13 protein-coding genes are annotated in these 14059 nt (G+C 60.6%); 7 read left to right on the plus strand and 6 right to left on the minus strand.

The features are described from left to right. The first annotated feature begins 92 nt into the window (after nt 1–92). Nucleotides 93–2321 (plus strand): fibronectin type III domain-containing protein, encoded by a 2229-nt coding sequence (locus J4G38_RS28925; RefSeq protein WP_210516213.1) that lies wholly within the window; start codon nt 93–95, stop codon nt 2319–2321. 51 nt (nt 2322–2372) lie between these two features. After that, a complete protein-coding gene (locus J4G38_RS05445; protein ID WP_210516211.1) occupies nt 2373–2849 on the plus strand; it encodes a hypothetical protein in 477 nt (158 codons plus the stop codon). A 190-nt stretch (nt 2850–3039) separates the two neighbouring features. Here the strand turns inward: J4G38_RS05445 and J4G38_RS05450 are convergent, their stop codons facing one another. Beyond that, nucleotides 3040–4386 carry a saccharopine dehydrogenase family protein gene (locus J4G38_RS05450; protein ID WP_210516209.1) on the minus strand — a complete coding sequence of 449 codons (1347 nt, stop codon included), beginning with the start codon at nt 4384–4386 and terminating at the stop codon, nt 3040–3042. Nucleotides 4387–4516: 130 nt separating this feature from the next. Between J4G38_RS05450 and J4G38_RS05455 the strand changes: the two genes are divergently transcribed. Further along, nucleotides 4517–5035, plus strand: a complete 519-nt coding sequence (locus J4G38_RS05455) for a cytidine deaminase (RefSeq protein ID WP_210516207.1) — start codon at nt 4517–4519, stop codon at nt 5033–5035. Then, entirely contained in the window at nt 5032–5685 is a 654-nt protein-coding gene (locus J4G38_RS05460; RefSeq protein WP_210516205.1) for an alpha/beta hydrolase, read from the plus strand. Before J4G38_RS05455 ends, J4G38_RS05460 begins: the two co-directional genes overlap by 4 nt. A 27-nt stretch (nt 5686–5712) precedes the next feature. Here J4G38_RS05460 and J4G38_RS05465 read toward each other — a convergent pair whose 3' ends face one another. From J4G38_RS05465 to J4G38_RS05480, 4 genes are all read right to left on the minus strand, one after another. Beyond that, nucleotides 5713–6462 carry an SDR family NAD(P)-dependent oxidoreductase gene (locus J4G38_RS05465; RefSeq protein WP_210516391.1) on the minus strand — a complete coding sequence of 250 codons (750 nt, stop codon included), beginning with the start codon at nt 6460–6462 and terminating at the stop codon, nt 5713–5715. A gap of 92 nt (nt 6463–6554) precedes the next feature. Beyond that, entirely contained in the window at nt 6555–7358 is an 804-nt protein-coding gene (gene porT / locus J4G38_RS05470) for a type IX secretion/gliding motility protein PorT/SprT (protein ID WP_210516203.1), read from the minus strand. Next, nucleotides 7307–8035, minus strand: a complete 729-nt coding sequence (gene ubiE / locus J4G38_RS05475) for a bifunctional demethylmenaquinone methyltransferase/2-methoxy-6-polyprenyl-1,4-benzoquinol methylase UbiE (RefSeq protein WP_210516201.1) — start codon at nt 8033–8035, stop codon at nt 7307–7309. Before ubiE ends, porT begins: the two co-directional genes overlap by 52 nt. A gap of 178 nt (nt 8036–8213) precedes the next feature. Continuing rightward, nucleotides 8214–10454 carry an OmpA family protein gene (locus tag J4G38_RS05480; RefSeq protein ID WP_210516199.1) on the minus strand — a complete coding sequence of 747 codons (2241 nt, stop codon included), beginning with the start codon at nt 10452–10454 and terminating at the stop codon, nt 8214–8216. A 436-nt stretch (nt 10455–10890) separates the two neighbouring features. Here J4G38_RS05480 and yihA point away from each other — a divergent pair, with 436 nt between their 5' ends. The 3 genes from yihA (at nt 10891) to J4G38_RS05495 (ending at nt 12740) form a co-directional block, all read left to right on the plus strand. Next, nucleotides 10891–11511, plus strand: a complete 621-nt coding sequence (gene yihA / locus J4G38_RS05485; RefSeq protein ID WP_210516197.1) for a ribosome biogenesis GTP-binding protein YihA/YsxC — start codon at nt 10891–10893, stop codon at nt 11509–11511. Between the two features lie 85 nt (nt 11512–11596). Next, a complete protein-coding gene (locus tag J4G38_RS05490; RefSeq protein WP_210516195.1) occupies nt 11597–12058 on the plus strand; it encodes an energy transducer TonB in 462 nt (153 codons plus the stop codon). A gap of 121 nt (nt 12059–12179) precedes the next feature. Next, the gene (locus J4G38_RS05495; RefSeq protein WP_210516193.1) at nt 12180–12740 is read left to right on the plus strand and encodes a DUF5606 family protein; all 561 of its coding nucleotides are present in this window, start codon (nt 12180–12182) and stop codon (nt 12738–12740) included. A 68-nt stretch (nt 12741–12808) separates the two neighbouring features. On the opposite strand, the gene fbp is transcribed toward J4G38_RS05495, so the two are convergent. Next, a complete protein-coding gene (gene fbp / locus J4G38_RS05500; protein ID WP_210516191.1) occupies nt 12809–13867 on the minus strand; it encodes a class 1 fructose-bisphosphatase in 1059 nt (352 codons plus the stop codon). Between the last annotated feature and the right edge of the window lie 192 nt (nt 13868–14059).

Here is a 14059-nt window from a genome sequence, read left to right on the forward strand (position 1 = left end):
ATTCTGACACGACGCCTACCGGCCCATTCTCGGTATGCGTATCCGACGGACCGGGCTTTATTCCCTGTGCGGCTCCCGCGCTGGGTCCACTTGTGTACATCAACGCTGCCCACACGGCCGCCACCATTTCATTCGTCCCCTCAGCCAATAGTCAGGGGCCTTATAATGCCCAACTCAACTTAATTCCTTTTCTGGGGGCTGGGGGGCAGTCGGTGTTCTTCACGGTCACGCCGCCTAGCATTTCGTTGACGGGGTTGCTGCCCGGCAATCGTTACGACCTCTACATCACCGGTGCCTGCACCACCGGGGGGCAAACATCTGTTCGGTTCCCATTTACCGTGGCCGTGCCAAATGATGAGCCGTGCGGGGCCACGCCGTTGCCCCTCGACACCGCCACCACCTGCACACCGGTCATGGGTTTTGTGACTGGAGCCACTACTTCGGCTCCTAACGGCTATGCCAACCCCGGCTGCGGGGGATTGGCTACGGCGCCTGATGTGTGGTACAAGTTCACCACTGCGGCCACCGGACCCGGAAGCACCAGCATCGTGCTAACGGCTAACAATGTGATAGCCGCAAGCCAGTTACGCGTATTCGCGGCACCGTCCTGCGCCGGGCCGTTTGCGGAGCTGGCCTGCTCGTCCCCAAATGCCAGCAACGTGGGAGCCACGCCCCTACAGGTCACGGGCCTAGTGCCCAACACCACTTTTTACGTATCGGTGACCGGGATAACCTCCGGCACCGGCAACACCTTTACGCTGTGCGCTTCGGCATTGCCCCCGGCCCTGCCGTGTGCCAGCCTGTTCGCTGTCTATGTTCCTTCTACGCTGCTCACGCCCACGGCGGCGTCAATTTCTTTGGCGGCGGTCACGGGCAGTGCGGCCCCTTTGAGCTATACCATTACCTGCACCCCGGCTGCCGGGCCGCCGGTGGTGCTGACAGTGCCCTACGCGCCTGTTCCACCGCCGGCAGGGTCTATGCAGGTGTATAGCACGGTCACCGTGACCGGCTTGCTGCCCAATACTTTTTATACGGCGTCTGTTGTGGCGAACTGCGCCAGTGGCGGGCCATCGGCGGCGGTGAGTACCACCTTCACCACTTACGCCCCGAGCACCACGGCGGCCAACGACGACTGCGCTACCGCCCTGGCTTTACCCGTGAGCACTGCCTGCGTCCCGACCCTGACGTCCGACGTGAATGCCCATCAATCTTTGCCTTACATTCCCGCATGTGGCTTTATACCGGGGCCGGACGTTTGGTTCAGCGCCACGGTGCCGGCCAATGGTGTGCTGCAGATTGCCACCGGGCCCGCTACAGGTTCGGCAGTTGCCTATGTGGGGGTACAATTTTTTTCGGGGACGTGTGGGGCCCTCACTTCGCTGGACTGTAGCACCGCCGGCGCGTTTCCGCTCGTGCGCCGCACGGGGCTTATGCCGGGGAGCACCGTGTATGGCCGGGCGTGGCAGCCAGGAAGCGGGCCGGGTGGACCTTTTACCATTTGCGCCACCACGGACGTGACGTGCCCGCTGGCCACCAACTTGGCCGCTTCGGCACTTACCACCACCTCAGCCACGCTCACCTTCACCCTGCCCGCCGGCAACGCGGGCTACGTGCTGACCTACACGCCGGCCGGGGGCCCGGCCCAAACTCAAACCGTCACGGGCTCGCCGGTGGTGCTCACCGGCCTGACGCCCGGCAAGGCCTACACCGTCGCCCTCACCGGCAGCTGCACCGGGGCGGGGGCGGGCACGGTGCGTACCAGCTTCACCACGCCGGCCGTGCCCAGCTGCGCGGCCCCCAGCGCGGTGTACGTCGGCAACCTCGGCGCCACCACGGCCGGCATCGGCTTCGTGACCAACGCGGCGGCCAGCAGCTACACCGCCACTTACCAGGCGGCCGGCGGACCAGTGCAAACCGTGTCGCCCGCGCCCACGGCCTCGCCCGTCCTCCTCACCGGGCTGGTGCCGGGCACGGCCTACACCGTGTGCGTGGCCAGCACCTGCCCCAATGGCCTGGCGTCGGCCCCGGTGTGCGCCACCATGTTCAGCACCCCGCTGGCTTCGCGCACGGCGGCCCTGGCCGCCCAGGTCAGCCTGTTCCCGAACCCGGCCAGCCGCTCGGCCACGCTCCGCGTGCCGGCGGCCCTGCGCGGGCCGGGGGCCTCGGTGCGCCTGCTCAATGCCCTGGGCCAGGTGGTGCGCCGGCAGCCGCTGGCCGCCGCCGACACGGCCCTTGACCTTGCCGGCCTGCCCACCGGCCTCTATTCCCTGCTGCTGGCCACGCCCCAGGGGCCGCTGGTCAAGCGCCTGGTGGTGGAATAATTCGCTACCTTTCAACCGTTTCTTTTTCACCCTCATTTACCCAAAATTCCCATGCCCAAAGGTTCCAACTACCCCGGCGTTGTCGACGCTGCGTCGCTGCAAAAGGCCCAGAAAGCCACCGCCGATTTCAAGAAGTCGCTCGACTTCGTCCCCAACCTGGGGCCCGACGTGCTGACCTCGGCCACCATCACGCCGGAGCGCCTGCCCCTGGCCGACAAGGCCCTGGAAGTGGCCCTGGCCGCCCCTGATGTGATGCGCCGCGCCTTCGACCCGCAGCGCCTCACCGACAAGCTGGCCTACTACCGCGCCCTCAACGGCCTGCGCAACGACCTGGCCACGGCCGACAAAAAGCTGAAAAATGCCCTCAACGTGCTGGGTGCTGATATGATGTTCGACATCGGCCACATTCACCACGACATAGAAGAAGACAACGGCGAAACCGTGGACCTGGGCCCCATGCGTGCGCAGCTGCACGACTACTACACCCACGACGGCGCCGCAGATACCGCCGCCACGAAGAAACCCTAGCCCACCGCTCCCTTCCGAAGCACCCAAACGGCCTTCCCGACGACCCCAAGGGACATTGGGAAGGCCGTTTTAGTGGTTGCAACCACGGTTTGGGTACTTCGAAGGACGGTTTGGGTGGTTCGAAGGACGGTTTAGGTCCTTCGAAGCACGGTTTGGGTCCTTCGAAGCACGGTTTGGGTCTTTCGAAGGACTACGCCTCCTCCTCGCTGAAGCGAATGCCATAATCAGCCGCCAGTTCGTCCAGAATGGGCTCGTACAGGTCGGCCCCCACCGGAATCAGCACGCCGCGCCGGGACACTTCACCGCGCAGCAGGCGGCGCACGGCCATGCCCAGGGGCAGGCCCACGGTTTTGGCCATGCCGGTGTGGGTGGCGTCGTCGCCCACCACGGCCAACGACGAGGTGAGGCGGTGCATGGCCCCGCCCAGCTCAAACTCGAAGAGGTGCTGCATCACAATCAGGTCGTGGTCGTGGGGTTCGAGCTGCCACTTTTCGGCCAGCAGGCGCTCCAGCAGCTGGGCCGGTGTGGCGTGGGCATGGCCCACATGCCGGTCTGAAAACAGGCCCAGCCAATGCAGGCGGCCCATTTCTTCGCCGGCCGGGTTCAGGCCGAGGTAGGTGGCCACGCGCTGCGCCAGGTCGAGGTGCGGGATGGGGGACACCGGCAAATACGCCGCTACCAGCTCGGCCCAGGTCATGGTTTCGGGGTTGTCGAGGTTCACCGAATCATCGGTCAGGCCCAGGCGCACCAGCGCGTGCCAGGCGGCGCAGTAGCCCGGCCGGCGCAAGGTGCCGCGCAAAATGGTCGGAATGTCATCGAGCCCGTACGGGGCGCGGTAGCTCAGCGAGTCGCGGTTGGCGTAGCCCTCAAACTCGCCGTATTCGGGCACGGCCAGCGTCTCCGTACGCGCAAACAGCTGCTGATACGGAATGAAGCGCGGCCGGCCATTTTCCAGGAATTTGGCCGTGCTCTGGCCGGCCAGCACCACGTTGCGCGGGTTCCAGGTGAACTTGTATTTCCAGGGATTGTCGCCCTCCGCGGCCGGGGCCAGCAGCCCACCGCAGTAGCTTTTGAAAGACGTAATAACCCCGCCCCGCGCCCGGATGTGGGCAATGGCCCGCATGGCCGACATGTGGTCCAGGCCGGGGTCGAGCCCGCATTCCATGAGCAGCGTCACTCCAGCTTTTACCGCCCCGGCGTGCAGCTCCTGAATCTCGGGGCTCACGTAGCTGGCCGTGGCCAGGTGGCGGCCGTGGCGCACGCAGGCCCGCGCCACCACGGCGTGCAGCGCGGCGGGCAGCATGGAAATCACCGCGTCGGCCTGGGCCACCAACTCGTCCAGGCGGGCTTCATTATCCGTCGAAAACGGCACGGCGTGGGCGTATTCGGTGTGCGCGGCCAGCACCGGCACCAAGTGGGCCGGGTTCACGTCGGCCACGGTCAGAAACCAGTTTTCGGTGGGCGCGTGGCGCAATAAATACTGGATGAGGGACGAGGCCGAGCGGCCGGCACCAAGGAGAAGAAGGCGGGAGGTCATGCGGCAAAAGTAGAACGCCTGCGGCTTAATGAGGAATAAAGAATGGAGCAAGAGGTTTCTAACTTCCTCATTATTCATTCCTCATTACGCCGCAGGCGCCTTACCTTCGCCGCCCCCTAATTCCATTTACATGGCTAGCATTTCCCGCCAGCAGCTCATTGCCTACGAAGAGCTGGACTCTACTGCCGACCTCAGCGCTGACGAACAGACCATCTGGCAGGCTGCCCGCGATGCCACCGCCCATTCCTACGCGCCGTATTCCGGTTTCTGCGTGGGGGCCGCCCTGCTTCTGGCCGACGGCACCGTGTTCCGGGGCACCAATCAGGAAAATGCGGCCTATCCTTCTGGTCTTTGCGCCGAGCGCACCGCGTTGTTCGGGCTCGCCGCCAATCAGCCCAACCACGCGCCCATCGTGGCCATGGCCGTGGCCGCCCGGCCGGCCGGCGGCGACTTTGGCCCGGCCCTCCCCTGCGGCGCCTGCCGCCAGGTGATGCTGGAGTACGAAACCCGCCAGGGCCAGCCCATCCCGCTGCTGCTGCCCAGCCGCGCCGGCACCATCCTGCGCTTCAGCACCCTGGCGGCGCTCATGCCGTTCAACTTTTCTGCCGACGACCTGCCCCCCGCGTCGCCTGCCGCAACCCAACCATGACCGAACACCACCTTGCCGTCACTCGCTCGGCTCGCTACTACCAGTTGGGCGAATTATCTGCCGAAACCCAGCGGATATGGTTTGTGTGCCACGGCTACGGGCAGTTGGCCGCCTACTTTTCCCGTCATTTTGCTTTCCTTGCCGAAGCCGACCCGTACACCGTCGTCGTCGCGCCCGAAGGCCTCTCCCGCTTTTACCTCAACGGCAACGGTGGGCGCGTGGGCGCCAGCTGGATGACCCGCGACGACCGTCTGCCCGAAATCGACGACCACGTCAACTTCCTCAATCAGCTGTCCCAAAAAGTGCTGGACGAATGCCTCCCCAGCGTTCAGGTCACCGTATTGGGCTTTTCGCAAGGCACGGCTACGGCCAGCCGCTGGCTGGCGCAGGCCCATTTTCGGCCCGCCCACCTCATCCTCTGGGCCGGCGGGTTTCCCGAAGATATTGAACCCGCCACCACCCAAAACCTCCTGCAAAACCTGCCCCTGACCGTCGTCATCGGCTCCGATGATGAGTACATCCCGGTTGCGCAGGCCGAGCAACAACACCGGCATCTGCAACAACTCGGGGCCGCTGCCCGCTTCATCACCTTCCCCGGCAAGCACGAGCTAAACCGCGCCGTGCTGGCAGAGCTGGCAACTTCGGCGTAGCCAATCCCGCTAGCTCTGGCTGCAGCCCTATTTTCGCGCAATCGTCGTAGCCGCGCCTTGCGCGCCCGCCAATACCAGCACTTCGGCAATGGTGACGTGCGGCGGCCGGGTCACCATAAACACGATGACATCGGCGATGTCCTCGGCTTTCAGGGGCTCGAAGCCTTCGTATACTTTAGCCGCCCGCGCCTCGTCGCCCTTGAAGCGCACCTGCGAAAACTCGGTTTCTACCGCGCCGGGGTTCACCTCGGCCACCCGCACGCCGGTGGGCAACAAGTCCAGCCGCATGGTTTTGGTGAGCATGTTCACGGCCGCCTTGGTGGCGCAATACACGTTGCCGTTGGCGTAGGCCTCCTGCCCGGCTATCGAGCCAATATTCAGGATAAAGCCGCTTTTCCGCGCCGTCATGCCGGGCAGCAGCGCGTGGGTCACGTTCAGCAGGCCGCGCACGTTGGCGTCCAGCATCTGGTCCCAGTCGGCGGGGTCGCCGCTTTGGATGGGCGCCAGGCCATGCGCGCCCCCGGCGTTGTTCACCAGCACATCGGGCGCTTGCAGCTCGGCCGACAGCGTGGCCACGGCCGCGACTACCGACGCCCGGTCGCGCACGTCAAACGTGAGCACATGCACCGGCACTGGCGCCAGCTGGGCCGCCAGTTCATCCAGCCGCTCGCGCCGCCGCCCGGTCACCACCAGCTGAAAGCCCGCCCCCGCCAGGGCCACCGCCGTGGCCCGGCCAATGCCCGACGATGCGCCGGTAACAAAAGCTACTTTCATAATTGGTTATGGATTGCTGCTTCGGTTGCTTCTGGTTGGCTACTCACTGTCAGCTTTTATCCAACGACAAGCCACTACCAACGAGTAGCAAAGCCTTAGTTCTGAATGTTGATATAGAGCGTCACCGCGTTGGTGCTCATGCTCTGCAAGCTCCGGCTGAACAGGTCATTGTGGTACACAAGCAGGTTTTTCAGGCCGTGCGAAAACCGCAGCTCCGGTGCCAGCTTGAACAGGGGATAGAATAATTCCAGCCCCACGCCGTACTCCAGCGTCAGGTCGCTGTCCAGGGCCCGCAGCTGGTTGTGCAGCGGGTCGCTACGGCGGTTGCTGGCCGTCAGAATGGGGTTGAGGCCGGCAATCATGTACATCCGGGAGTTGCGCCGCCGGTCCGACTGGTACTTCAGCAGCAGCGGAAACTGAATCACCGTCGACGTCACCTCCTGCGTCACCACCGAATCCGGGGATGAATACCCGTGAGGGGTAAATTCTACCTTTCGGGTGAGGAAGTTCACCCCCGGCGCGAACCGCAGAATAAAGGGCGACTCCGGCCCGCCCAGCCGCGCATCGCCAATAAAGCCCACGCCCAGGCTCGGGCTGATAATTGAGTTGGCCGTGACCGTGCGGTTGGCGATGTAAGTGGCCGACTGCTCGATAATAAACCGCGACGCCGAGAAGCTCACGTACATACCGGGGTGAAACCATCGGTCGTCATAAGCCGGCAGGTTGTTCACCGTAATGGACTTTAGGCTGCCGTTCTTGCCCCGATTGGCTTTCGAGCTGGCTTTGCGTTGCGCCAGTGCCGCCGTGGGCACCAGCAGCACAAGCAGGCCCAGCAGTGCGAGGCGGTTTAGTTGTGCGCCGTGTAAATGGAGCTTATGCCGAAGGTGAGTGGTTGCCATGCAGGTTCTTTAAAGCCGACTTTAGCCAGAATGGCCAGAAAGTCGGGGCCGTCGGGAAATGCCTGCACCGAAGCAGGCAGGTAAGTATAGGCTGACTGGTCTTTGGAAATCAATTTGCCAAAAACCGGCAGCACCCGACGGAAGTAAAAATTATAAGCTTGCTTGAGCGGAAAAGCGGTCGGCTTGCTGAATTCGAGGATAACGAGTTTACCACCAGGCCGAAGCACCCGCCGCATTTCGGCCAGTCCGGCTTCCAGATGCGCAAAGTTGCGCACCCCGAAAGAGGCCGTCACCGCGTCGAATTCACCATCTCCGAAGGGCAGGTTTTCCGAGTCGCCCAGTTCAAGTTGAATGCGGTGCCCCAGGCCTTTGGCGGCCAGCTTGCGCCGGCCCACCTCCAGCATGCCTTCCGAAATATCCACGCCGGTCACTTGCGCGTCGGGCGCGGCGGTGCGCAGGGTTTCAATGGCAAAATCGGCCGTGCCGGTGGCAATGTCCAGGATGCGCGCCGGGCGCAAGGTTTTCAACTCATCCACCGCTTTGCGCCGCCAGTAAATGTCGGTGCCCGCGCTGAGGAAGTGGTTGAGGAAATCGTACTTGCCCGCGATGGAGTTAAACATCTGGGCAACCTGCGATTTCTTATCGGCGGAGTTGTCTTTGTAAGGTAATACGGCCATGAGCGGGCGCAAAGAACGGGAATGAAGCGGGAAAATTGTCTCCCCCCAACGCCAAAACGGGCAGGTTTGTTAGCCCAGGCGGCCACAAAAGAATTGCCGCGGGCTGGCAAAGGCCTAAAAAAGAGCGGGCCGGGCAATCTGCCCGGCCCGCTCCCCTACCTAGTGGCCTGAACGATACTTAGTTCTTGGCCTTGATTTTGGTTTTTTCGCCGCTGGCGTCCTTTGCTTTGCCTTCCAACTCACCGTTTTTGGTGGTCGTCTTCGTATCGCCGCTGGGGCCTTTGGTTTTCACCTTCACTTTGTCCGAATCCTCGTCTACCTTGGTTTTCACCTTTGAGCCGTCGGCCGTTTTCACCTTGCTTTTGCCGGGGCTCAGCGGGGTAGCAGTGGTCGTAGTGGTTGAGGTTTCCGACGTAGTCGGGGCAGCAGTAGTTGGGGCCGTCATAGCAGGCATCGCTTCGCCTTCTTTCAGCACCACCTTGAACTCGTCGCGGCGGTTAAGCTGCATGTTCTCGGGCGAATCGTTCGGCGCGGCCGGACGGCGCTCGCCGTAGCTCACCGTAGTCATACGGGTTTCGGTAACGCCTTGCTTCTTGAGGTATTTGAAGGCGGCCTCAGCACGGTTCTGGCCAAGTACCATGTTGTACTCGTCTGTGTTGCGCGAGTCGCAATGGCCTTCAATTGAGATGTTGACGCCCACGTTGGCCATCAAAATCTGGCTGATTTCATTCAGACGCGTAATCGACTCCGGACGCAGCTTGTACTTATCGGTATCAAAATAGATGTTCTTCGAAGCGAACATGTTATTCTGAGTCGTGTCAACGTAATCGATGTAGAAGTTCTTGACAATCGTGGTCGAGTCGTTCGTCGACACCGGAACGGGAAATTCCTGCGTTTCGATGTTCTTACCGTCTTTGCTCACGGCCACCTGGTAAGTCCGGCCCGAAAGCACTGCTACCTGGTAAGCACCGTCAGGCTTGGTCACATCACGGAAACTCAGTGCCGATTTATCAGCCGTTGAGCCGCTGAATACCAGCTCTACGCCCGGAATCACGGTCGTGCTGTCACGCTTCGAGAACACCTTACCAACGATGTTGGCGTTCTTGATGTAGTTGATGGTGTAGATGTCCTTTTCGCCGTAGCCGCCGATGCGATAGCTGCTCAGGTAGGCATACGAGCCGTCTGGGCTCAGGCGGTAGTAGGAGTCATCGTCCGGCGTGTTGACGGGGTAACCCATGTTCTGGGCAGCGCCCCACTTGCGGCCGGCTTCGTCGTATTCCGACTTGAAAATGTCGTAGCCGCCCATCGTGTTGTGGCCGCGCGACGAGAAATAGAGCGTTTTGCCGTCTTTGCTCAGGTACGGGCTATCGTCGTCGTACTTGGTGTTAATGTTGGCACCGAGCGACTTGGCCGGGCCCCAGTCAGAGCCAGTTGAGGTACGGGTCGATACGTACAAATCCAACGTACCGTCTTCCGAATACTTACCGGTCGAGAAGTAAATGGTCAGGCCATCGGGCGTGATGAACGCATCCGACTCAAACGCCTTCGAGTTGATGTTGCCATCCAACGGTTTCGGGGCCGACCAGTCGCCGCCCGTTTTATCGGTTACGAAAATGTCACCGTTGTTGTCGTTGCGGTACATCAACAGCTTCGTGTCGTTATCGAACAGTTGAATAGAGGCGTCGTGGCCTTTGCCATTCAGCACGCCGCTCAACGAGCGCGGCTTCTGCCAGTTCTCGTCGTCAAGACGCGAAGCTTCGAAAATGTCTTCGTAATACTCGCCATCGGCGGCGATGCTTTTGTTTTTCTTGTCGCTTGGCGCGCCGGTGGCGCCGGTCACGTTCTCGCCGCGCGAGGTAAAAATGAGTAGTTTATCATCGGACGAAATAACCGGGCTGTGCTCCGAGAATTGCGTGTTGATGGTCGGGCCCAGGTTCTTCACAAAGATGTCCTTGGGCGAGTTGAACTGCACCTTGGCATTCTTGCTGTGCTGAATGAGCTGAGTCAACTCTTCTTTGCGCTGGTCGTTCTTTTTCAGCGTGGCGTTGTAGGCCTGGAAGTGAGCCACGGCCTCATCAAAGTTGTAGTTGAGGTGGTCGACCCGGCCGAGCCAGTACTCCACGTCTTTCGAAACTTTGGGCTTGATTTTTTGCGCCTTGTAGATGTAGTCGCTCGCCTTCTCCTTGTCAAAAGACATGTAGGAAATGCCAGCGTTGAACAGGGCCTTGGCGTTATTCGGGTCTTTAGCCAGCACCTTCTCATAGTACGGAATAGCGGCGCGGTAATTTTCCTGCTCGAAGAACTTGTTGCCGGTTTTGAGGTCCTTACGCGTGCTTTGCGCCTCGGCCGGGGAGGCGATAGCGGCGGTAAGGGCAACGGCGCACGACGCTTGCAGTAACCTTCTGGATAAGTTGTCCATTGGAGGAGATGTTTGAAAAAAAGAAATTTCTGAAGGGGTTGTAAGAAGAAAAACGCCGCGTAGTGGCAGAGGCAGCGAAACTATATTTTGGGCTTATACTGAAATTCTACGGTAGGGTTAGGCTTTAATGCCGTTTTGCCCCGAAAGTAACCGTATCAAACAGGCCGACACCCTATCCAAGGCCTCGTCATGAAAAGGATAATGACGGGCAAAGATAGGTTTTTTGCTTACTAAAAGCGGTTTCTGGCAAGATTTCGGCCATTAAACTGCGGGCGTGTGCGGCGGCAGCGGCCCGCTGGATTGGCGGGCATGCCGCGCAAATATAGAGGCACCAACGAAATAGCAATCCATTCACACATTTTTATTTGTTCGGCTATGGCTTGGTTTCGGGTGTAATTTTGGGGCCTGTACCATTTGGTTATTTGCCTGCTCCTCTATGATTATCCGCGATGCCCGTTTTTTAACCAGTAATTCCCGGGCCGATTTGTGCCCGGCGCCCACCCTGCCCGAATATGCCTTTATTGGCCGCTCCAACGTGGGCAAATCGTCGCTCATTAATATGCTGACGGGCCGCAATGGCCTGGCCAAAACGTCGGCATCGCCGGGAAAGACGCAATTAATTAATCATTTTGTAATTAACGACAATTGGTATTTGGTCGATTTGCCGGGCTATGGGTACGCTAAAGTGAGCAAAACCTCACGGGCGGAATGGGCGAAGATGATTAATTACTATCTGCTGCACCGGGCCAATTTGATGTGCGTGTGCGTGCTCATTGATTCGCGCCACGCGCCGCAGGCCGCCGACCTGGAATTCATGGAAAAGCTGGGCTCCGAGGGCATTCCTTTCGTGATGATATTCACCAAATCAGACAAGCAATCGACGGCGCAAACCAAAGCGCTGCTGGCCGAGTATCTGCGCAAAATGAGCGAAACCTGGGACGAGCTGCCGCGCTATTTCCAGACTTCGGCCGAAACCGGCCTGGGGCGCGATGAAGTGCTGGAATTCATTGCCGACATAAACAAACAATGGGAGCCTGATGCCGCGGCCAATGCGTAGATTGGCCCTTAAATTGCCAATTGCGGCCCGCGCCCCAATGGTCGTTTTCCCCTTCTTGTTTCCCCGCCCCTCTTTTAAAATAATCATGACGAAAAATGCTTCCATTTCGCGGCTGGCCCTGGGCCTGCTGCTGGCTGCCGCCGCCCCGGCCGTGGCCCAAACCGCCCCCAACACCACGCCCGCGCCCAAAACGCAGGCTGAGCAAGGAACCGGTATTGCCTCCGCAGGCAAGGTCATTCCGGTGGCCGAATACTACGACGGTGGCCAGACGGCCATGTACGACTTCATTGGCAAGGAGCTGAAATACCCGCTCATGGCCAAGCGCAACCGCATTCAGGGGCAGTGCATTGTGAGTTTCACCCTGAACCCCGACGCCACGCTGTCGGGCATCAAGCTGGTGAAGCAAGTGGGCGGCGGCACGGGCGAAGAAGCGCTTCGCGTGGTGCGCCTGCTCAAGTTTAAAAAGCCGGAGTATCCGATTCTGACCAGCCTGCCCATTACGTTCAAGCTGGGCGTGACGGGCTCGAACGCGACGGAAGGACAATAATCCGTAGTTTTGCACTGAAGAATGAGGAGTGAAGACTGAGGGATGAGCATTGGCAACGGCCACTTGCTCAGCTCTCGTTCTCCATTCCTCATTCTTCATTCCTCATTCTTCATTAAACAAGATGCCTTACGAATTGCAAGAGTTGGCCGCCATCAGCGGCATGCCTGGTCTTTACCGCCTGGTGCGCGCCGCGCGCCACGGCGTGCTGGTGGAAAGCCTCGACGAGAAAGCCACGCGTACCCTGGCTCCGGCCCGCAACAAAGTGTCGCTGCTGTCGGAAATCTCCATCTACACCCAGGACCCCGACGAGACCGTGCCGCTGACGGAAGTGTTTGACCGCATTTATCAGCAGCACGGCACCACGGTGCCCGTAACGGCCAAGTCGAGCGAAGGGGAGCTGACCGACTTTATGGCCAGCGTGATTCCGGACTATGACCGCGACCGGGTGTACCTCTCCGATATTAAGAAAGTAGCCAACTGGTTCGGCATCGTGAGCAAGTACCGCCCCTACCTGGAAGCCGGTGCTGCCCCTGCCAACGAATCAGCCGCCGACGAGCCCACGGCCGACGAGCCGCTGAGCACCGGTGGCGTGATTGCCGCGGCCGACGAAGCCCCGGCAGCCGAAGGCAACCCCGAGGCCACCAAGGCCCCTGCCAAGAAAAGCGGCAAGAAGGCCGAGTAGCACTCCCTAAAACCCACAAAAAAAGGCCGCTCCTGATGCAGGAATGGCCTTTTTTTTGTGGGCTATGTTTATTTGGTAACGGCAGCTTTTGGTGCCGCCTCCATCTCTTCGGGTTGCTCATTGGGCTGCTTCTCTTTTACCAAGCAGGCTTCGGCTTGCTCCACTAATTCTTTGCTGCCGATGAAAACGGGGCAGCGCTCGTGTGGCAGCTTGGGCTCGATTTCCATGGTGCGCTGGAGGCCGTTGCTGCTTTTGCCGCCGGCTTGCTCCACGATGAAGGCGAGCGGGTTGCACTCGTACATGAGGCGCAGCTTGCCCGAGGGGTTTTTGGCCGTGGCGGGGTAAATGTAGATGCCGCCCTTGAGCAGGTTGCGGTGGAAATCGGCCACCAGCGAACCAATGTAGCGGGCCGAAAAATTATTGTCCTTGCACTGCTGCACGAAGGCGGCCACGCCGGGCGAAAAGGAGTCGGAGCTGCCTTCGTTGATGGAGTAGATATTGCCGGTTTTGGGCGTCTGGATGTCGGGGTGCGAGAGGAAGAATTCGCCCAGCGAATGCTCGTAGGTAAAGCCGTTCACGCCGTTGCCGGTCGTGTACACCAGCATGGTGCTGGAGCCGTAGATGACGTAGCCGGCGGCTACCTGGTGGGTACCGGGCTGCAGGCAATCGGCTTCCGTGCCCTCGCGGCCGGTGGGCGACACGCGGCGGTAGATGCTGAAAATGGTGCCGATGCTCACGTTCACGTCAATGTTGCTCGACCCATCCAGGGGGTCGATGGCTACCACGTACTTGCCCTGGTTGTTGCCGGTCTGAATCATTTCATCGTCCTCCTCGGAAATGATGGTGCAGACTTCGCCACCGTTGCGCAGGGCCCGGATGAAGCGGATGTTGGCGATGACATCGAGCTTCTGCTGGTCTTCGCCCTGCACGTTTTGGCTGCCGTAGGCCCCGGCGATGTCGATGAGGCCGGAGCGGTTGATTTCGCGATTTACGATTTTGGCGGCCAGCGCGATATCACGCAGCAGCTGCGACAATTCTCCCGTGGCGTAGGGAAAATCTTCCTGCTTGCGCATGATGAAGCGGTCGAGGGTGGTGCCGACGGGCAGGGCCAGTTTGTTGTGGTCCATAATGGAAGGTTGAGTGGGGAACAGCGGGCGACAAATTTACCTGCAATTCATCCAAAAAACTAGGGGTGCGGGCCGGCAAATTGCGTTGTCGGCCATTGAAACGCTGACGGTCGAGCCTGCCTGGAGCAGTGGAAGGGCCTGGGGAGGCCGCCGAGTACCCGAAAGTCGTATCTCACTGCCCAGAATCCTTAT

Source organism: Hymenobacter terricola (assembly GCF_017921975.2).
In the GTDB taxonomy this organism is placed as follows: Bacteria; Bacteroidota; Bacteroidia; order Cytophagales; family Hymenobacteraceae; genus Hymenobacter; species Hymenobacter terricola.